The following is a 19,301-nucleotide window of genomic DNA, read 5'->3' as shown; positions in this document are numbered from 1 at the left end:
TTTTCGAGTGCCGCGCCTTGCCATTTGCCGGATGACACCCCATCATGAGGAAGTGTTCAACAAATCGAAAGGAGGTGATCCGATGTCGAGTGATTTCGTTTTCCAGAACGTGGCCTCAGCGGATCGCACTTTCGGGAAGCAGTCTTCCCGTTAAGGCGCGAGATGCGCGGCTGGCGACCAACCGTCGCCGCCAGGAGCCGCGCCATGGACGGAAACACGGAAGGCCGCCGACTTCGCGAGAAGCGGCGGCCTTTTCCTTTTTGGGCTGTTGTCCCTTATTTGGTTACGGTCAACATCTCGACGTTGCGGGCTATGTCCTGGAAAGCCTGGTTGAGTTCGGTTCCATTGGCAGCTTGGTAGAAGTGCTTGATCTTGGCGGTGTCCGGGCTCGCGCAATCCTGGAGCGTGGCCTTGGCATTCGTTTCGTTTAGGTCAAACCCAATAGTGAAGATCTCGATGCCGTTGTCGCGCATGGCAGCGCAAAGTTTCTTGGCGGCCGTGCGGGTCGGCTCCTTGCCGGCGTCATTGTAGACGTCGCTCACCGTGCTCGCATCGAAGTAGGACAGGTTGAATTCGCCGTCGGTCATCAGGATCGCGATTTTGGCGACCTTTCTTGGATCCATCTTGGCTGGCCGCTGCGAAGTCCTCATGATGCCCCCCCAGTTCTCCGAGAGCATGTACCAGGTCCACTGCACGCCGATATGGCCGGCAGTGCCGCCGGAGGCGACGAAATTCTTGATGACAGTCTTGAGCGCCGTCGCATCCGCCGTCAGCGGCATCAGCGTGGCGGCCGGGCAGGCGGCGGTGCCGGTTTGCCAGGCGAAGGACGACAGCAGGTAGTCGCGGTTGACCATGCTGGCGTCGGGGCCTGCGTCCGAATATTGGTAGGTCCCCTTGCGTTCGGTGGCGCAATTGTCAGGACGGATGAGCCCCGAGACATACTGCACAGCGTCATTGGCCGGCGCCTGTTTGCGTTGACTGGCGGTGGTTTCCACATAGACGCTGCTGGCGGCAAGTGTACCGGCATTCACCGAATTGGCATAAGGCACGATGGCAACCCGCACGCGCGGTTTGGAGGTGTCCTGACCGCCCAGAAAACTGTCGACGGCATTCGCCGCAGCCGTCCGCAGATCGATGATTTTCTGGCCTGCCATCGAGCCGGTCACATCGAGCATCATCGCGACTTCGATCTGCTTGTCCGAATAGAGAGCCGTCGTCGATGCGGGAACGCGCTGCATGCTACCCGTGCTGAAAAGCGGGAAATAGTAGCTGACATTGACATGAACGTCCGCCTGGACAGTCTTGGCTGTCCTGTCGACAACCAGATTGTCGAGGACGATCTGGTTGTCCTGCAGGATACCCGCCGTGCTGTTGGCATCGAGAAAGGCCTGCACCGATTTGCTGGCTTCGGCCTCGCTGATAACGCCGGTCGTCAGGTCGCGGGCCGTCGAGGTGACCGCTGCATCGACGACGCCTTGCAGGCTCGATTTCACATTGTAGAGTTGGGATACGTTGACCGCAACGCCGACACTCAGTGCCAGCACTGAGCCGATTATCCCAAACAGGACCGCGAAATTTCCGCTGCGATCCCCGGCAAAGCCGCCGATCGTCTGACCAAGACCCCCGAAACGCCGCATTCCTTCCGCCTCCATTCGCTACAGCCTGCAGCTGTCCGAACGCGCATTGCAGGAATCCGGCCGGATCGCGCCGCAAGGCCCGGGAAAGCGACCGGCCCGCGATCAGGTCATTGTTTCCAAACGGTTTCGAGCGGCGGCAGGGTAAACAGCGGGTAAACGAAAGCTGCGCCGGCACGGCTTTGTCGACAAAGCGCTTACCACGAACAGGCTCGCAATTCAGGACGACTGGACTGCGTCCCAATCCGGTACAGACGAGATGTATCGAACCGGTTCAGCACGATCGCGGTGGCGGGAAATGGAAACGCGGACTGTGAATGTGTCCCGAAAGACTAGGCCAGCATCCGTGCGCTGACCGTCTTGTCGACGCCACGATAAGGCGGCTTGAACAGATTACCTTCCTGCTCGTGCGTCCAGACCTTGAACAGGGTGAGCCGATGCGGGCCAAAACTGTGCAGCAGCGGCACGTCGGTGGCGTCGCGGCCGCGGGCGATGACGACGCGGCCGATCCTCGGCACATTGTGGCGAGGATCGAAAGTGTACCACCTGCCGTCGAGGAACACTTCCACCCACGCCGAGAAATCCATCGGCGCCGGATCGGCGGGCACGCCGATATCGCCGAGATAGCCGTTCACGTAGCGGGCCGGGATGTTCATGCAGCGGCAGAGCGTGATCGCCAGATGGGCAAAGTCGCGGCAGACGCCGACGCGTTCCTCATGCGCCTGCGCCGCCGTGCGGGTCGAGCGCGCATAGCCGTAGCCGAAGGACAGGCGGTTGTGGACATAGTCGACGATCGCCTGCACCCGCGCCCAGCCCGGCGGAAGCTGGCCGAAAAGTTGCCAGGCCAGGTCGCCGAGATGGTCGGTCTCGCAGTAACGGCTGCCGAGCAGATAGCCGAGCACCTCGTCCGGCAATTCGGCAACCGGGACTTCCCTGGCCAGCGTGTTGACTTCGTCCATCTCGCCGCTGTCCTCGACCACCGCGTCATAAAGGATGCGAAAGCTTCCGGCCGGCGCCGTGAAGCGGCGGCAGCTATTGCCGAAAAGATCGTGGTAGACCCTGGTCGGAACCGACGGCGACGTCAGCACGCGCGTCTGCCGCTTGATGTCGGCCTGGCGATCCCGATGGATCTCGAGCAGCGAAACAATCGGCGTGGCTGCAGCGCATTCAATGGCAATTTCATAGCCGAGCCTGATCAGCATCGCCGTCCCCCTACGATCGTCATGGAAGATAGTGGTGGTCAACGCAGGAGAGTGTGCGGCGGTTCCTTGCAAACGTCGAAAACGACGCCTCGCGGCTTCCCATACGGACGCGGCAACGCTACGGTCGATCGACACGCGTCTTTTGACATAATCCCTCCAAGATGACCCGGGAAAGCCGATGTTCGCAGGCAGAAAATTCGCGGCCTTACTGTTCGATATGGACGGCACGATTCTCAATTCGATTGCCGCAGCGGAAAGGGTCTGGGCAGCCTGGGCGCATCGGCACGGTCTTGACGTCGCCGCATTCCTGCCGACCATCCACGGTGTGCGGGCGATCGAGACCATCGGCCGGCTGGCGCTCCCGGGCGTCGATCCTGCCCGCGAAGCCGATTCGCTTTTGCAGGCCGAGGCGGCCGATGTCGAGGGCATTCGCCCGATTGCCGGCGCCGCAGCCTTCCTCGCGTCGCTGCCGCCTGGAAGCTGGGCGATCGCCACCTCCGCGCCGCGCGAACTTGCCTTGCTGCGCCTGCAGGCCGCGGGCATTCCGGCTCCCGCCGTGATCGTTGCGGCGGAGGACGTGGCCCGCGGCAAGCCGGCGCCCGACTGCTTCCGGCTGGCGGCCGAACGGCTCGGCGTCGATGTGCGCGACTGCCTCGTCTTCGAGGACGCGCCGGCCGGCATAGCGGCAGCCGAAGCCGCGGGCGCTGCAATCGTGGTGATCAGCGCCACGCACCGGCATCCGTTGCAGACGCCGCATGCCGCCATCACCGGCTATGGCGCGATCGGCATCGCCGTCGATGACAACGGCTGGATTGCCATCGAAGCGGAACGGACCGCACAGCCTGCTTAACTAGCATCCTGCTTGCGCTAAAAGTCGCTGGTCAGGCCCTTGACCTCCCAGTCGCCATAGCGGCCAGGCTCCTTGCCGCCGCGCCCGCCGATCTCCCTCGGCAGCGTGGCTTCCTGCTCGCGATATTTCTCCCGCCGGGCCTCGGCCTCGACCAAGGCGCGCCTGGCTGCCGGGGTCAGCGGCTTTTGCGGCGAGCCGTTAGCATGCGTTTGGCTGGTTTTGTCGATCATGCGATCTTCCGCTAGATTGAAACAGGCCCCGATTGAAACGGGAACCGCTGTTTCCCATCATATAGCGATGGGCCCACAAGGATCGACCCCTTTGTTGGGCCCAAATGGAGCAGACGATGAACACCCTTCGCACCGCCATGCTTTTGGCCGCAATGACGGCCCTGTTCATGGGCGTCGGCTATCTGGTCGGCGGATCCGGCGGCATGATGATCGCCTTGCTGATCGCCGCCGGCACCAATTTGTTCAGCTATTGGAACGCCGACAAGATGGTGCTGTCGATGCACCGTGCGATCGAAGTCGACGAACGCAACGCGCCTGAATATTACGCCATCGTGCAGGGTCTCGCGCAACGTGCCGGCCTGCCGATGCCGAGAACCTATCTCATCGACAATCCGCAGCCCAATGCCTTCGCCACCGGCCGCAATCCGCAAAATGCCGCTGTCGCCGCCAGCACCGGCCTGCTCGAGCGGCTATCGCATGAAGAAGTCGCGGCGGTGATGGCGCACGAGCTCGCCCATGTGCAGCACCGCGACACGCTGACCATGACGATCGTCGCCACCTTTGCCGGCGCAATTTCGATGCTCGGCAATTTCGCCTTCTTTTTCGGCGGCAACCGCGACAACAACAATTCCTTCGGCATCGTCGGCGTGCTGGTGGCAATGATCGTCGCGCCTTTGGCCGCCATGATCGTGCAGATGGCGGTGAGCCGCACCCGCGAATATGAGGCCGACCGGCGCGGTGCCGAAATCTGTGGACACCCGCTGTGGCTCGCCTCGGCGCTTGACAAGATCGCGCGGGGCGCCGAACGCATCCGCAACCCGGATGCCGAGCGCAATCCGGCAACCGCCCATCTCTTCATCATCAATCCTCTTTCCGGCGAGCGTATGGACAGTTTGTTTTCCACTCACCCGAGCACAGAAAACCGCATCGCCGCGTTGCAGAGGATGGCGAGCGAAATGGCCGGCGCACCCGAAGCGGCCGCGACGCCAAGGCCGGCGCCGGAAGGGACCGGGCAGCCGTCTGGTCCGTGGGACAGGGCCGCGCGGCCCGAGAGGCCGGCTGAGCCGGCCAAGCCGAGACCCAATCCCTGGGGACGCAATCCGACCGGCCCCAAAGGTCCGTGGTCGTGAGTTCAGCGAAGCGCCGGCACGGAATTTCAGGCGATCGTGAACACAATTCGAGCGGCGAGGCCGTAGCCGGTCTCGCCGCGCGCAAGGCAGCCGCGCGGCTGCTTGCCGCCGTCATCGACGCGAGGACGCCGCTCGACGGGCTGACCGACCATGAGAACGGTCATCCACAATACAAGGCGCTCGACCTGCGCGACCGCGCTTTGGTGCGCGCCATTCTGGTCACCGCCCTGCGCTACCGCATGACCATATCAGGCCTTTTGGCCCGTCGCCTGGAAAAGCCGCTACCGCCCAACGCCACGGCGCTTTCGCACATTTTGCATGTGGCGGCAGCGCAGATCCTGTTCCTCGATGTTCCCGACAGCGCCGCCGTCGACCTCGCCGTGACACACGCCAAGTCCGATCCGCGCACGGCGCGCTTTTCCGGCCTCGTCAACGGCGTGCTGCGCACGCTGGCGCGGGCCAAGCAGGACGAGCTCGCCGCAGCACTTGCCGCTACCGACGAGGCGCCAAAATGGTTTTCCGACCGTTTGAAAACAGTCTACGACCTCGACAAGGCCAGGCAGATACTGCTCGCCCATCGCCATGAGGCACCGGTCGATTTCTCGGTCAAGTCGGACCCGGCGCTGTGGGCCGAACGGCTCGGCGGCTTTGTCCTGCCGACCGGCACGGTGCGGGTGGAAAAGCTCAGCGCTTCCGTGACCGAACTGCCCGGCTTTGGGGAAGGCGCCTGGTGGGTTCAGGATGCAGCGGCCAGCCTGCCGGCCCGGCTGTTCGGCGACATCAATAGTTTGCGAATCGCCGACCTCTGTGCCGCGCCGGGCGGCAAGACCGCCCAGCTGATCCTCGCCGACGCCCACGTCACCGCGCTCGACATGTCCAAAACGCGGCTGGCACGGCTGACGCAGAACCTCGAACGGCTCGGTCTGGCCGCCGAGATCGTCCAGGCCGATCTGCTCAAATACGAGCCGAAGGACCTCTTCGATGCGGTCCTCCTCGACGCACCTTGCTCTTCGACCGGCACGGTGCGGCGGCATCCCGACGTCCCCTGGACGAAGACGGCGGCCGACGTCGAAAAACTGGCCAACCTGCAACGCCGGCTGCTTGCCCGCGCCGTCACCCTGGTCAAGCCTGGTGGACGCATCGTCTTTTCCAACTGTTCGCTCGATCCACTGGAAGGCGAAGAGCTCTATCGCGACTTTCTCGCCGGCAATGCGGAGATTGTCGACGACCCGCTTCGGCCGGGTGAGATCGCCGGCATCGACCCGTTTCTGACGCCGCAAGGCACGTTGCGCACCACGCCTGCCGATCTGGAGCTAGGCTCGCCGGGCCGCTCCGGGCTGGACGGCTTCTTCGCCGCCCGCATGCGCAGAACCGGCTAAGGGCCGATCTTGAAGCGCCGTCCGGCTTCTTGGGGCGAGGAGGCATGGAAAACAGGCTGAACGGCCCCACTGCCGCGGAATTCGCCTTCGCACAAGTTCTTGAATCATATAAACTTGTGCCTGGGTGAGGACGATCAGGAGGGGTTTTGGCAATCGCTGCCGGTAACACGACGCGTCTGTGGACGCTTGTCGCGAGGGAGTTCTGGCGCAAGACGCGCCGGCGCTTGCGCGCCGGGCCACTCTATCGCTGGCGCTACTCAGGCCGCACGCCGGAGCGCGTCCTGATCGCCCCACCGGACCTGCGGCTCGCCGATCCTCAGATCGCGCTCGAGATCTATTACGGCCGCTATCCGCTTTCGGGGCATCTGGTCGAGACCGGCGGCAAATCGCCCTTCCAGATCGACGTGCCCAATCCCGGCTGGCAAAAAACGCTGCATGGCTTTCGCTGGCTGCGGCATATGCGTGCCGCCGGCACCGAGCTAGCCGCCGCCAACGCGCGGGCGTTGGTTTCCGACTGGATTGCAATCCATGGCAGCCATATTTCCGGCGTCGCCTGGGAGCCCGGCACGACGGCCAAGCGTGTCATTGCCTGGCTGCAGCATTCCTCGATCGTGTTGCAGGGCGCCGAATTTCCGTTCTACCGCGCGTTCTTGAAATCGCTCGCCGTCCAGATCCGCTATCTGCGCGCCATGGTGCGCGAGATGCCGGACGGCAAGGACCGGCTGCGCGCCCGCATTGCGCTGGCCTTTGCCGCTTTGTCGCTGCCGGCGCCGGCCTCGGCGCTACGCGGTGCTACCCGCAATCTCGCCGAGGAGCTCGACCGCCAGATCCTGCCTGACGGCGGCCATATCTCGCGCAATCCGATGGCCGTGCTTGAAATCCTCGCCGACCTTCTGCCGTTGCGCCAGACATACGCCAATCAGGCCGAGACACCGCCGGCCGCCCTGATCGGCGCCATCGACCGGATGCTGCCGGCATTGCGCTTCTTTCGCCATCAGGACGGCAGCCTTGCCCGCTTCAACGGCATGGGCGCCACCATTCACGACCGTATCGCCAGCATCCTGCATCACGACGACACCGCCGGCGCACCGTTGCTGCACGCGCCGCATTCGGGTTATGAGCGCCTGTCGATGGGCGGTGTCACTGTGATCGCCGATACCGGCCCGCCGCCCCCTGTCGACGTATCCAATGCCGCTCACGCCGGATGCCTCGCCTTCGAATTGTCGTCGGGCCGCCAGCACTATATCGTCAACGCCGGAATAGACACTTATGGCGCCGCCGAGTTCCGGCCGCTTGCCCGCGCCACCGCCGCCCACTCGACCGCCACCATCAACGACACGTCGTCGGCGCGCTTCAATCACTCCTTGCGCGTCAACGACCTGCTCGGCACGCCTTTGATCGGCGGGCCGCAGCATGTGCCTTGCAAGCGCACCGACCAGAAGGGCAGCCAGGGCTTCATCGCCCGCCATGACGGCTATGCAGCGCGCTTCGGCTTCCTGCATGAGCGCGAGCTGAAATTATCGACCGAAGGCAATGTGTTTGCCGGCAGGGACCGTTTCCTGCGCCCGGGCGGCGCTTCTATCCGCAACAATGGCCGTGACTTCGTCACGGTGCGTTTCCATGTCCATCCCGATATTAGCCTGCTCCAGGATGAGCATGACCGTCTGGTGCTGGCCGCCGACCATGCCGACACCTGGGTGTTTACCTCTACCGAAGTGGTGCCCGAGGTCGAGGAATCGATCTATTTCGCAGGGCTTGGCGGCCCGCGCCGCAGCCGCCAGATCGTGCTTGCGTTCAAGGCCTCGGAAATTTCGGAGGTCCACTGGCAATTGACGCGCACCATCATCGCCGGCCGTCCGGAAAAAGCTGAAGCCGGTGGCAACGGCAGACACTGATCAAGTCTTGCGGCTTGATTTCCGGGCCTCATATGCTACGGCCCGCGGACGCTCTCCAACCAGAACTGGAAAGGCCGCCAGCCCATGGCCGTCGCCGCCAAGAACATTCCCGCGCCCGACCTTGTACCCATCCGTCGCGCGCTCCTTTCCGTCTTTGATAAGACCGGCCTGATCGATTTCGCCAGGGCGCTGGCTTCGGCCGGCGTCGAGCTAGTCTCGACCGGCGGCACCGCAAGGGCGCTTGCCGAGGCAGGCATGGCGGTGCGCGACGTGTCCGAGCTCACCGGCTTTCCCGAGATCATGGACGGCCGCGTCAAGACGCTGCACCCGTCGGTGCATGGCGCACTGCTTGGCGTGCGCGACGATCCCGAGCACGCCGCAGCGATGCGCGACCACGGCATCGAGCCGATCGATCTCGTCGTCTCCAATCTCTATCCGTTCGAAGAGGTGCGTCGCTCCGGCGCCGACTACGCGGCGATCGTCGAGAACATCGACATCGGCGGCCCGGCGATGATCCGTGCCTCGGCCAAGAACCACGCCTATGTCGGCATCGTCACCGATCCCGATGACTATGCCTCGGTGCTCAACGCGCTGGAGATGAATTTCGGCTCGTTGTCGCTGGATTTCCGCAAGAAGCTGGCAGCCAAGGCCTTTGCCCGCACCGCCACCTACGATGCGGCGATCTCGGGATGGTTCGCCGAGGCGCTTGAGATCGAGCATCCGACATGGCGCGCCTTCGGCGGCAAGCTGCAGTCGGTGATGCGCTATGGCGAAAACCCGCATCAGGGCGCCGGCTTCTATGTCAACGGCGACAGGCGGCCGGGCGTCGCCACGGCGCGCCAGCTTCAGGGCAAGCAGCTTTCATACAACAACATCAACGACACCGACGCTGCCTTCGAGCTGGTCGGCGAGTTCGACCCGTCGCGCTCCGCAGCAATTGCCATCATCAAGCACGCCAACCCGTGCGGCGTCGCTGAGGACGCTTCGCTGCAGGCGGCCTATGCCAAGGCGCTGGCCTGCGATCCGGTCTCGGCCTTCGGCGGCATCGTCGCCATGAACCGCATCCTCGATGCCGGAACCGCCGAAGAGATCGTCAAGACCTTTACCGAAGTGATCATCGCACCGGAGGCGTCCGAAGAAGCAGTGCGCATCATTGCCGCCAAGAAGAACCTACGCCTGCTGGTCACCGGCGGCCTGCCCGACCCGCGCGCGGCGGGCCTTGGCTTGAAGTCGGTTGCTGGCGGTTTGCTGGTCCAGGGCCGCGACAACACGGTGGTGGATGACCTCGATCTGAAAGTGGTGACCAGGCGCGTTCCGACGCCGGCCGAATTGGCCGATCTGAAATTCGCTTTTCGCGTGGCAAAGCACGTCAAGTCGAACGCCATCGTCTATGCCAGGGATGGCGCTACAGTCGGCATCGGCGCCGGCCAGATGAGCCGGGTCGATTCCTCGCGCATCGCGGCGCGCAAGGCGCTCGACGCGGCCGAAGCTGCCGGCCTGACGGAGCCTTTGACCAGGGGCTCGGTCGTCGCCTCGGATGCCTTTTTCCCGTTCGCTGATGGGCTTTTGTCGGCAATCGAAGCCGGCGCCACAGCCGTCATCCAGCCCGGCGGCTCGATGCGCGACGACGATGTCATCGCCGCCGCCGACGCTCACGGCATTGCCATGGTCTTCACCGGAGTGAGGCATTTCCGGCATTGAACGCGTTACCCCCGCTGCGGGAGAAGGCAAGAGCAGCTCACTCCGCCGGCCGATCCGCCGGATAGGGCGTGCCGATCAGGATCGCCATGCCGGCGCCAAGGAACAGCACGATCGCCGCCATGCCGAGCCGCGCCGAGCCGCTGGCCAGGGTGATCGTGGCCACCATGAAGGGTGCGGCAAAACTGGTTGCCCGGCCGGCCAGCGCATAGATGCCGAAATAGCGGCCCGATTCGGCAGCGGAGACGCTGCGCGCCATGTAGGAGCGCGACGATGCCTGCACCGGCCCGAAAGCAAGCCCGATCAGCAGGCCGTAGAAAATGTAGGCTTTTTCCGCCGCCGTGCCGAACAATCCGCCGCCGTCCAGTCCGGGCATCATCACCCAGGCGCCGAACAGCGTATAGCCCGGGCCGGTCGAGACGATGCCGAGCGTAGCGATGCTTAGCATGACCAGCGAAATCATCACTATGGTCTTGGAACCCAGTGCTGTGTCGAGGCGTGCGGCAACCAGGCAGCCGACGATGGCAACGACGTTGAGGATGATGCCGAACAGGCCGATCTCGGTAATCGACCAATGGAACATTGCCGCCGCAAACGTTCCGCCCAGCGCCAGCAGTGCATTGACGCCGTCCTGATAGATCATGCGGGCGACGAGAAAGCGAAAAATGCCGCTGCGCTTGCGCACTTCGGCCAGCGTCGACTTCAGTTCCGACAGGCCTTCGCGCACCGCCGGCCCGATTGGAATGCCTTTGATCGCATCAGGCGTGAAGAAGAACATCGGCAGGATGAACAGGAAATACCAGGCCGCCGACAACGGTCCGGTGGCGCGCGCGTCCTCGCCGAGCCTGGGGTCGAGGCCGAAGATCGGGTCGAGCCCAACGACGGTCTTGCCGGTTTCAGGCGAGCCGGCCATGACGGTAACGACGAAGATCAGTGCGATCATGCCGCCGAGATAGCCGAGTCCCCAGGCCATGTTCGAGATCCTGCCGATGTCGCTCTTCGGCACCAGGCGGGGCATCATCGAATCGTTGAACACAGTCGAGAATTCCGCCGCGACCGACGCCAGCGAGAACAACGCCACGACCAGAAAAAGATTAGAGCCGGGCGCGGCGAACCACAGCAGGGTGAGGCAGGTGATTTTAACCGCGGCGAAGAAGGCTATCCACGGTTTGCGTGGTCCAGTCTGATCGGCGATCGAGCCGAGGACCGGCGACAAAACGGCAATGACGACGCCGGCGGCGGCAATGCCGTAGCCCCAGGCCGCTTGCCCGGTCTCTGGATTGCTGGCCATGCGCGAGACGAAATAAGGACCGAAGATGAAGGTGGTAACGACCGTGAAAAACGGCTGTGCCGCCCAGTCGAACAGCATCCATCCCCAGATGCCGCGTCCCGATGCCCGCTGCACTGCCATCTCAGCCATGTCCCCTCCGCTGGAGCTTGCTCCATGCCGATCGAATCGGAATGATGCTCCGTCTTGTTGTTGAGCACGATCTTGTCCAAAAGCCGATCGTCACTTTTTGGGATCATGCTCCGGCGCCCCCCAACGCAGGGCGCCGTTCGCTCAATAGCGCAGTTCTTCCCGGCAATCCCGCGCGATGTGGAAGACGTCTCACAGCCCTGTCAGATCGCTCATCAGGCCGGACGCCACCGACAGCCGCGACACGGTGATGTCGCCGCCCTCGGTCAGAGCCTGCAGCCGCTCGCGGATGCGTCCGACCCGTTCGCCGCCCGCCTCCAACCATGCTGTCACCGGATCCGCCGCCTCGGCATGACTGGTGAGTGCCGCCACCGCGATGCCGCGCCTGGCCGCGCCGATCGTGTCGGTGGCGCGCGAAAGCGCCAGTTGATCGTAATAATCCGAGGGCGTGATCGACCGCGCCGCATCTTCGACGCGCGGTATGCGGAAGACATCGCTGACTGCAAAAAACGCCTTGGCGGCAGCGACGATGCCGGCATTTGCCGTCCGCGCCGTCAGCGCAATGTCGGGGATGAGTTCCGCCACATCGGTCAACGCCAGTTGCTCGGCCAGGCTCTCGGGCGCGCCGCCCTTCGACAGGTTGTGCCGCCGCTCCTCGATCCGCTCGCGCGAGAAGGCCGGCAACAGCGCAACGAGCTTCGGCTCCAGCGCCTTGCGCGCATCCTGCAACTCGGTGATCCGCTGCCCGAGTGGTGCGGTGCCGGCATCGTTCTTCAGGTACCAGCCGCTGGTCACATAGATCAGCCGGCTGACCGCCTGATAGAGGTCGAGCTGGATCTGTCCGTCGATCCGGTTGTCGAGCGCGTCGATCTGGCGATAGAGCGCCGGCAGCGCAAAGCCATCCCGCACCACGGCGAAGGTGCGCACGACATCGGCGGCACTGCGCCCGGTCGCTTCCTGCAGCCTGTTGACGAAGGACGGGCCGCCGCGATTGACCAGGTCATTGGCGACGGCACGGGCGATGATCTCGCGGCGCAGGCGATGGCCGTGGATTTCCGCCGCATATTTCTTTGCCATGCGGTCGGGAAAGTAACCCATCAGGTCGCGGTCGAAATGCGGATCGTCCGGCACGTCGCTGGCGACGATATCGGAAAACAGCACGATCTTGGCATAGGCAAGCAGCACGCCGTGCGCGGCCCGGGTGAGCGGCGCGCCGCGCGCTGCGCGCGGGCCAAGAGCCGCCGGCGACGGCAGCGTCTCGACGGCACGGTCGAGCAGCCCGCGCGCCTCGAGCGCCTCCATGAAGCGGCTCTGATGGGCAATGTCGGCAAGGCCGCGCTTGCGAGCAAGGGACAGCGCCAGCGTCTGCTGGTAATTGTTGGACAGCACCAGGGCGCTGACCTCGTCGGTCATTTCGGCCAGCAATTTGTTGCGCGACGGCCGCGTCAGCGATCCTTTCCGCATGGCGGAAGCCAGCGCGATCTTGATGTTGACCTCGACGTCTGAGCAGTTCACGCCGCCCGAATTGTCGATCGCATCTGAGTTGCAGCGGCCGCCATTCAATCCGAATTCGATGCGCGCCCGCTGTGTGACGCCGAGATTGGCGCCTTCACCGATGACCTTGGCACGCAGGTCGAGTGCGGTGATGCGGATCGCGTCATTGGCACGGTCGCCGACGTCCTGGTTGGTCTCGCCCGATGCCCTGACATAGGTGCCGATGCCGCCGAACCACAAAAGATCTGCCGGCGCCTTGAGGATGGCACTCATGATCTCGACCGGCGTGGCTGTTGTCTTGCCGAGCCCGATCGCCGTGGCCGCGGCCGCGGGCAACGTGATCGACTTCTGGCTGCGCGAGACGATGATGCCACCTTCGGACAGCTTCGTCTTGTCGTAGTCCTGCCAGCTTGACCGCGACAGCGCGAACATGCGCCGGCGCTCGGCCATCGAAGCCGCCATGTCGGGATCGGGATCGATGAAGATGTCGCGATGATCGAAGGCGGCGATCAGCCGGGTCTGCTCCGACAGCAGCATGCCGTTGCCGAACACGTCGCCCGACATGTCGCCAACGCCGACGACGGTGAACGGCGTGGTTTGGATGTCGCGGTTCATCTCGCGGAAATGCCGCTTGACCGCTTCCCAGGCGCCCTTGGCGGTGATGCCCATCTTCTTGTGGTCGTAGCCGGCCGAACCGCCGCTGGCGAAAGCGTCGTCGAGCCAGAAGCCGTGCCTTTCGCTGATGGCGTTGGCGATGTCCGAGAAGGTCGCCGTGCCCTTGTCCGCGGCGACGACGAAATACGGATCATCCTGATCGCGCCGCACGACGCCGGCTGGCGGGATGACGCCGTCCAGCCCGATATTGTCGGTGATCGACAACAGGCTGGAAACGTAATTCTTGTAGGCGGCCGTGCCGGCTTCGAAGATGGCGTCGCGGCCGGCGCCCATCGGCAACTTCTTCGGATAGAAGCCACCCTTGGCGCCAACCGGCACGATCACAGCATTCTTGACCTGCTGTGCCTTGACCAGGCCGAGCACTTCGGTGCGATAGTCCTGCGCACGGTCCGACCAGCGCAGGCCGCCGCGCGCGACCGGGCCGAAGCGCAGATGCACACCTTCGACCTCGGAGCCGTAGACGAAGATCTCCCGCCATGGCCGCGGCGCCGGCAGCCCGTCGACCGATTGCGAATCGAGCTTGATCGCCAACGATTGGCCTTTCTGTTTCGTATCGGCAACGAAATGATTGGTGCGCAGCGAGGCTTCGATCAGGTTCAGATAACGGCGGATGATGGTGTCGTCGTCGATGTTGGGAACGTCTTCCAGCGCATCCGTGATCTTGGCCTTCAAATGTTTGGCCTGGACGACGCCTTCTGTTTCGGCCGTCGGGCCGAGGCGGGCGACGAACAGCGCATGCAGGCCGCGGGCGATCTCGGGATAGCGGTTGAGCGCGGCGGCGATGAAATCCTGGCTCTGCGGGATGCCGGCCTGCTGCAGATAGCGGCCATAGGCGCGCAGGACGGTGATCTCGCCCGACCACAGGCCTGCGGTCTGGGCAAGGCCGTTATAGCCGTCATTGTCGACATTGCCGCGCCAGACGGAAAGGAATGCATCCTCGAACAGCGCGCCGCCATTGCCGAGGTCGATCGGCCTGCCGTAGTTGTTCTCGAGTTCCATGTCGTGGATGAAGACCATGCCGGGCTGATCACTATTGATCATGCCGGATTGATTGTCGCCGACCTCGAAAGTGCGCTCGCTGATGACGCGGAAACCGATGTTTTCCAGCACCGGCACGCGCCGCGACAGCGCCACCGGGCTGCCATGGTGATAGATCTTCAGCGCCGCCTGATGCGGCTTCTGGTCGGCGTGACGGTAATAGTCGATGGCGATCGGATTTGACGCATCGAGCTTGGCGATGCGCCCGGCATCGGCCAGCGCCACGCCCGGCCGAAAACTGTCGCGATAGCTTTCCGAAAAACGCGAGGCGATGGCCGTGAGTCTCGCATCGGCGCCGGTCTCGGTCGCGGTCTCGCGCAGGGCATCGTCCCAGGTCCGTACGATGTCGCGGATCGCCGCCTCGATCGTTGCCTGCTCGACCTTCGGCGTCTTGCCGCCGGAACGGCCGATGATGAAATGGACGCGCGCCAGCCCGCCTTCCGGGAAGGCCGGGTAATAGGCGGACAGCCGGCCTTCGAAGACGGTCTTCAGATAGGTGCCGATCTTCTCGCGCACGACGCTGTCGTAGCGGTCGCGCGGCACGAAGACGAGCACGGAGACGAAGCGGTCGAACTGGTCGACACGCACCAATGCCCTGACGCGCGGCCGCTCGATCAAGCCCAGGATGGCTTCGGCATGCTTGCGCAGGATCGGCACCGGAACCTGGAAAAGCTCGTCGCGCGGATAGCTCTCCAGCACGTTGATCAATGCCTTGCCGGAATGGTCGCTTGGATTGAAGCCGGATTTGGCGATGACGGTTTCCGCCTTCGAGCGCAGATAGGGGATTTTCATCACCGAGCGCGTATAGGCAGTCGAGGTGAACAGGCCGACGATACGGAGCTCGCCTGAAAGCACGCCTTTGCCGGTGTAGGTCTTGACGCCGATGTAGTCGAGGTAGATGCGGCGGTGCACCGACGACTTGGCGTTGGCCTTGGTGACGATCAGCGGTTCCGGCCCATGCAGGAAGGCGCGGATTTCCGGCGTCGTGCTCACCGCTTCGGTGCCGCGTCTGAGCACCAGCACGTCGGGATCGGAAAGGATGCCGAGGCCGGGCTTTTCGGCGCGCTCGAGCATGCCGCTCGTCTCGCCGCCGGTATAGTTGAATTCGCGCATGCCGAGAAAGGTGAAGTTGTCGTCGCGCAGCCATTCGAGGAAGGCGATCGCCTCGGTGACATGGGCCTTGTCGAGCGGCACTGGCGAGTAGCGGAATTCCGAGATCGCCTGGTCGAGGCGGGCAAGCATCGGCTTCCAGTCGGTGACGGCGGCTCGCACCTGGCCGAGCAGTTTCGTCAGGCGTGCGGCCAGGCCTTCGGCCTGCTCGGCCGAAAGGCGGCCGATATGGACATGGATGACGCTCAGTCGGTCATGGCTGTGGTCGCCCTTGGCATAACCGCCATCGCCGAGGATTTCCTCGACGCCGTTCTTGCCGTGCCTGACGACTATGACTGGATGGGTAACCAGCAGCGGCTCGCCGGCGCTTTCTGTAATCTCGCCGAGGACGGAATCGAACAGGAACGGCATGTTGTCGTTGACGACAGTGATCACCGTCATCGGCCGGCCCTGGCGGACGACACCGGAATCGACGTCTATGGCAACGACGCAGTCGTCCTTCTTGTGCCTGGCCACTGCGCGGCCGGCGAGTTCGGCAGCGCGTTCGAGATCGATGACGTCGTAGGCGGCGACATCTTCGGCCGGAGCTCGGGCCAGCAGGTAGTCGGCAAGCCTGCCGGGCTTTTCACCACCCGCGGCTTCACCCCTCGTCAGGCCGGCTTTTTTCAACCGGCTCGCTGACTTTACGCTGGCCATGAGTCCCTCCCGTCACATGTTTTTGCGGCTATGCTAACAGATGACGGGTATTTGGCGACAAAGGTTTGACGGCTTGCGACGAAATGTCGGAATTCACCGGCAGCCTGGCGAAAAAGAGGAGAGATCCGCCATGACGGACAAAATCACCGCGCTTGACCTGGCACCGGCGGAGCTGAGCGACGCGACCAAGGCCTATTTCACCAAGTGCCGGGAGAAGCTCGGCCTCGTTCCCAACGTGCTGCTCGCCTATGCCTTCGACGAGAAGAAGCTGCGCGCTTTCACCGACATGTACAATGATTTGATGCTGGGTGAATCCGGCCTGTCGAAACTCGAGCGCGAGATGATCGCGGTGGCCGTCTCATCGGTCAACCATTGCTACTATTGCCTGGCCGCGCATGGCGCGGCGGTGCGCCAGCTTTCCGGCGACCCAGCCTTCGGCGAGATGATGGTGATGAATTTTCGCGCCGCCAAGCTGTCGGACAGGCAACGCGCCATGCTCGAATTCGCGGTGAAGCTGACCGGGCAGCCGGCAAATATCATCGAAGCGGACCGGGCGGCGCTGCGGCAAGTCGGCTTTTCCGACCGCGACATCTGGGACGTCGCCTCGACCGCGGCGTTCTTCAACATGTCGAACCGGCTGGCATCGGCAATCGACATGCGGCCGAACGATGAATACCATGCGATGGCGCGATAGGGCACCGCCGTTGCGAGTCAACGGCATATTATATTAGCTACTTCGCATTCTCGTTGCTTGTTTGCCGGTTTGGTCCGATGATCGGCATGCGGCATGACCGCATGCCGGTTCGATGCCGCCGATCAGAGGAGGAGAACATGGCGAAATTTCTCTACGTCTATCACGGCTCGGGCAAGATGCCGACCGAGGAGGCCGAACGGAAGGCAGCGATGGATGCCTGGAACGGCTGGTACGGCAAGCTTGGCTCAGCGGTGGTCGACGGCGGCAATCCAGTCGGCATGTCGAAGACCCTGCTGCCTGGCGGCAAGGTCGAGAACAATGGCGGCAGCAATCCGACCGCCGGTTACACCATCATCGAAGCAAAGGACATCGACGATGCCGTCGGCAAAGCCAAGGATTGTCCTATCTTGACGGACCCGGGTTTCAGCGTCGAGATCGCGCCAATAATCGAAATGGGTTGACGCGCCGGCTCAGGACCGCGCGGCGATCGCCGCCGCAGCGCCGGCCATGGTACCGGCGCTGATGCGGTTGGCGATTTTCATCGCCCGCTTGCTCCTCAAGAGCTTGCGCGCCTGCGATGCGGCGAGCACCCAGGTCAAATCGATGGCGACCAGGACCACTGCCATGGTCGCCGTCAATTCGATCCAGCCGACCATGCTGACCGAACCGAGGTCGATGATGGTCGGCAGCAGCGCCAGATAGAACATCATGATCTTGGGGTTGCCGAGCGTCACGGCCATGCCGGCAAAGAACAGTCTGACGGGCGAATCTTCGCGCGGCAGCGCGCCTTCCTTGGCCTCGACCGGTGCCGTCCACATCTTCCAGGCAAGCCAGCCGAGATAGGCGACGCCGACCCACTTCACGACGACAAAGGCAAAGTGGAACGTCTGCGCCACCACGGCGAGGCCAAACACCGCCAGCGACAGCCAGATCGCTTCGCCGATCCACATCGCAAGCAGGAACGGGAACACGTCGCGAAACCCTTTCGAGATGACCCGCGCCACAAGAGCGGCGATCGATGGGCCGGGCGAGCCGGCTGCAACAAGCAGGGCGCCGGCAAAAATCAGCAGCGACGTGAAATGCATGACGCGGTCTCGTTTGAAATGTTTGGGTCGTTCAACATAACCCAACTGTTCCGGCGACGGTAGCGTCTACCGAAAGAAGGCTTGTCGGCCAGGCACCTCACGGCTAGAGATGTCGTTCCGAAATCCTTTCGGAGCTTCACTTTGCCTACGTAACCGCCGGTCTCGTCAACTCCCCCAACACAGAGCAGGGCGTCGCAGTCGCGATGCCTGTTTTCACATCATGTGTTCCTCGGGTGGCGGTTCGAGACCGGTTTGGCACTGCTGAACCGCTGTCGCGCATAACCACCCGCGACACCTGATTTCCAACTGCCGCAGTCTCTCGCCACGCCGTGCCCGCAAGGGTTCTCGATATCGCCGATCTGACGAACTTCCCGACGGGAAGGGCTTTTCGGCATGCCTTCGATACTGCGTATCCGCTGGGCGATCACACCCAAGACCCCACCTCGACCTCACCTCAACTGCAATCGCTGCGGCGGCCTGAAAGCCTATCGCTGCAGCGGCAAATTCCGGGTCAATGCCAACGGCAAGCGCATTGACGCCTGGTTGATCTACCGCTGCATCGACTGCGACAATTCCTGGAATTTCGGCATTCTGGAGCGCTGCAGCCGCCGCGATATCGAACCGGCAATATTGCAGGCGCTCGAAAGCAATAATCCGGTCCTGGCGCGGCGCCATGCCTTCGATGTTGCCGCATTGCGAAGCAGTATCGGGCGCGTCGAGGAGTTTCCCGAAGCCGCCGTTCATAAGCAGGTGCTCGGGGATAGACCGGAAAATACCAACGCGCTCGAACTTCGGCTCTGGCTCGAAATGCCGACAGCGCTGCGGCTCGACCGGTTGCTCGCCAACGAACTCGGTGTCTCGCGATCGCGGCTACAGGTTTGGGAAGAGAAACGATTGCTGGTGGTTGGTCCGGACGGAGCCAAAGCCTTGCGCCGGCCAGCGCGGGCGGGAACGGCGATCCGCGTCTATCTCGTCGGCGAGCCCGACCGGGAAGCCATCATCTCGGCTGCCGGCGGATGAAACAACGAGGGAAGGGAGCACACGAGTGCTCCCTTCCCTCGTTGTTGCAGACTA

At 63.6% G+C, this 19,301-nt stretch carries 14 protein-coding genes; 8 read left to right on the top strand and 6 right to left on the bottom strand.

Annotated features, from left to right (window positions below):
• Window positions 1-275: 275 nt before the first annotated feature.
• The gene (locus NKH49_RS08610; RefSeq protein WP_352613261.1) at window positions 276-1,637 is read right to left on the bottom strand and encodes a pilus assembly protein TadG-related protein; all 1,362 of its coding nucleotides are present in this window, start codon (window positions 1,635-1,637) and stop codon (window positions 276-278) included.
• Between the two features lie 329 nt (window positions 1,638-1,966).
• Window positions 1,967-2,836, bottom strand: a complete 870-nt coding sequence (locus NKH49_RS08605; RefSeq protein ID WP_352613259.1) for a transglutaminase-like domain-containing protein — start codon at window positions 2,834-2,836, stop codon at window positions 1,967-1,969.
• A gap of 178 nt (window positions 2,837-3,014) precedes the next feature.
• Here NKH49_RS08605 and NKH49_RS08600 point away from each other — a divergent pair, with 178 nt between their 5' ends.
• Window positions 3,015-3,686, top strand: coding sequence for an HAD-IA family hydrolase (locus NKH49_RS08600; protein WP_352613257.1), 672 nt, complete (start codon window positions 3,015-3,017; stop codon window positions 3,684-3,686).
• A gap of 17 nt (window positions 3,687-3,703) precedes the next feature.
• On the opposite strand, the gene NKH49_RS08595 is transcribed toward NKH49_RS08600, so the two are convergent.
• The gene (locus tag NKH49_RS08595) at window positions 3,704-3,916 is read right to left on the bottom strand and encodes a DUF1674 domain-containing protein (protein ID WP_352451229.1); all 213 of its coding nucleotides are present in this window, start codon (window positions 3,914-3,916) and stop codon (window positions 3,704-3,706) included.
• 116 nt (window positions 3,917-4,032) lie between these two features.
• Between NKH49_RS08595 and htpX the strand changes: the two genes are divergently transcribed.
• From htpX to purH, 4 genes are all read left to right on the top strand, one after another.
• Window positions 4,033-5,046 carry a zinc metalloprotease HtpX gene (gene htpX / locus NKH49_RS08590; RefSeq protein ID WP_352540910.1) on the top strand — a complete coding sequence of 338 codons (1,014 nt, stop codon included), beginning with the start codon at window positions 4,033-4,035 and terminating at the stop codon, window positions 5,044-5,046.
• Complete coding sequence (locus NKH49_RS08585; protein WP_352613255.1) at window positions 5,037-6,425, top strand: RsmB/NOP family class I SAM-dependent RNA methyltransferase; 1,389 nt, start codon at window positions 5,037-5,039, stop codon at window positions 6,423-6,425. The genes htpX and NKH49_RS08585 overlap by 10 nt, the downstream gene beginning before the upstream one ends.
• Before the next feature lie 146 nt (window positions 6,426-6,571).
• Window positions 6,572-8,320 (top strand): heparinase II/III family protein, encoded by a 1,749-nt coding sequence (locus tag NKH49_RS08580; RefSeq protein ID WP_352540908.1) that lies wholly within the window; start codon window positions 6,572-6,574, stop codon window positions 8,318-8,320.
• A gap of 84 nt (window positions 8,321-8,404) precedes the next feature.
• On the top strand, window positions 8,405-10,021 hold the full coding sequence (gene purH / locus NKH49_RS08575; RefSeq protein WP_352613253.1) for a bifunctional phosphoribosylaminoimidazolecarboxamide formyltransferase/IMP cyclohydrolase: 1,617 nt from the start codon (window positions 8,405-8,407) through the stop codon (window positions 10,019-10,021).
• 37 nt (window positions 10,022-10,058) lie between these two features.
• On the opposite strand, the gene NKH49_RS08570 is transcribed toward purH, so the two are convergent.
• Together NKH49_RS08570 and NKH49_RS08565 are read right to left on the bottom strand one after the other, a co-directional pair.
• Window positions 10,059-11,438, bottom strand: a complete 1,380-nt coding sequence (locus NKH49_RS08570; protein WP_352613251.1) for an MFS transporter — start codon at window positions 11,436-11,438, stop codon at window positions 10,059-10,061.
• A gap of 189 nt (window positions 11,439-11,627) precedes the next feature.
• Window positions 11,628-16,448, bottom strand: coding sequence for an NAD-glutamate dehydrogenase (locus NKH49_RS08565; protein ID WP_352925915.1), 4,821 nt, complete (start codon window positions 16,446-16,448; stop codon window positions 11,628-11,630).
• 130 nt (window positions 16,449-16,578) lie between these two features.
• Here NKH49_RS08565 and NKH49_RS08560 point away from each other — a divergent pair, with 130 nt between their 5' ends.
• Both NKH49_RS08560 and NKH49_RS08555 read left to right on the top strand, forming a co-directional pair.
• Window positions 16,579-17,142: a peroxidase-related enzyme gene (locus NKH49_RS08560; RefSeq protein ID WP_352613247.1), complete on the top strand. Its 564-nt coding sequence runs from the start codon at window positions 16,579-16,581 to the stop codon at window positions 17,140-17,142.
• A 137-nt stretch (window positions 17,143-17,279) separates the two neighbouring features.
• Window positions 17,280-17,603, top strand: a complete 324-nt coding sequence (locus NKH49_RS08555; RefSeq protein WP_023678126.1) for a YciI family protein — start codon at window positions 17,280-17,282, stop codon at window positions 17,601-17,603.
• Window positions 17,604-17,612: 9 nt separating this feature from the next.
• Here the strand turns inward: NKH49_RS08555 and NKH49_RS08550 are convergent, their stop codons facing one another.
• Entirely contained in the window at window positions 17,613-18,227 is a 615-nt protein-coding gene (locus NKH49_RS08550; protein ID WP_352613245.1) for a LysE family translocator, read from the bottom strand.
• 393 nt (window positions 18,228-18,620) lie between these two features.
• On the opposite strand from NKH49_RS08550, the gene NKH49_RS08545 reads away from it, so the two are divergent.
• On the top strand, window positions 18,621-19,247 hold the full coding sequence (locus tag NKH49_RS08545) for a DUF1062 domain-containing protein (protein WP_352613243.1): 627 nt from the start codon (window positions 18,621-18,623) through the stop codon (window positions 19,245-19,247).
• The last annotated feature ends 54 nt before the right edge of the window (window positions 19,248-19,301 follow it).

The organism is Mesorhizobium sp. M1088, from assembly GCF_040318575.1.
Lineage (GTDB): Bacteria > Pseudomonadota > Alphaproteobacteria > Rhizobiales > Rhizobiaceae > Mesorhizobium.
Note: the sequence above shows the minus strand (reverse complement) of the source record. Positions and strands in the feature narration are given on the sequence as shown.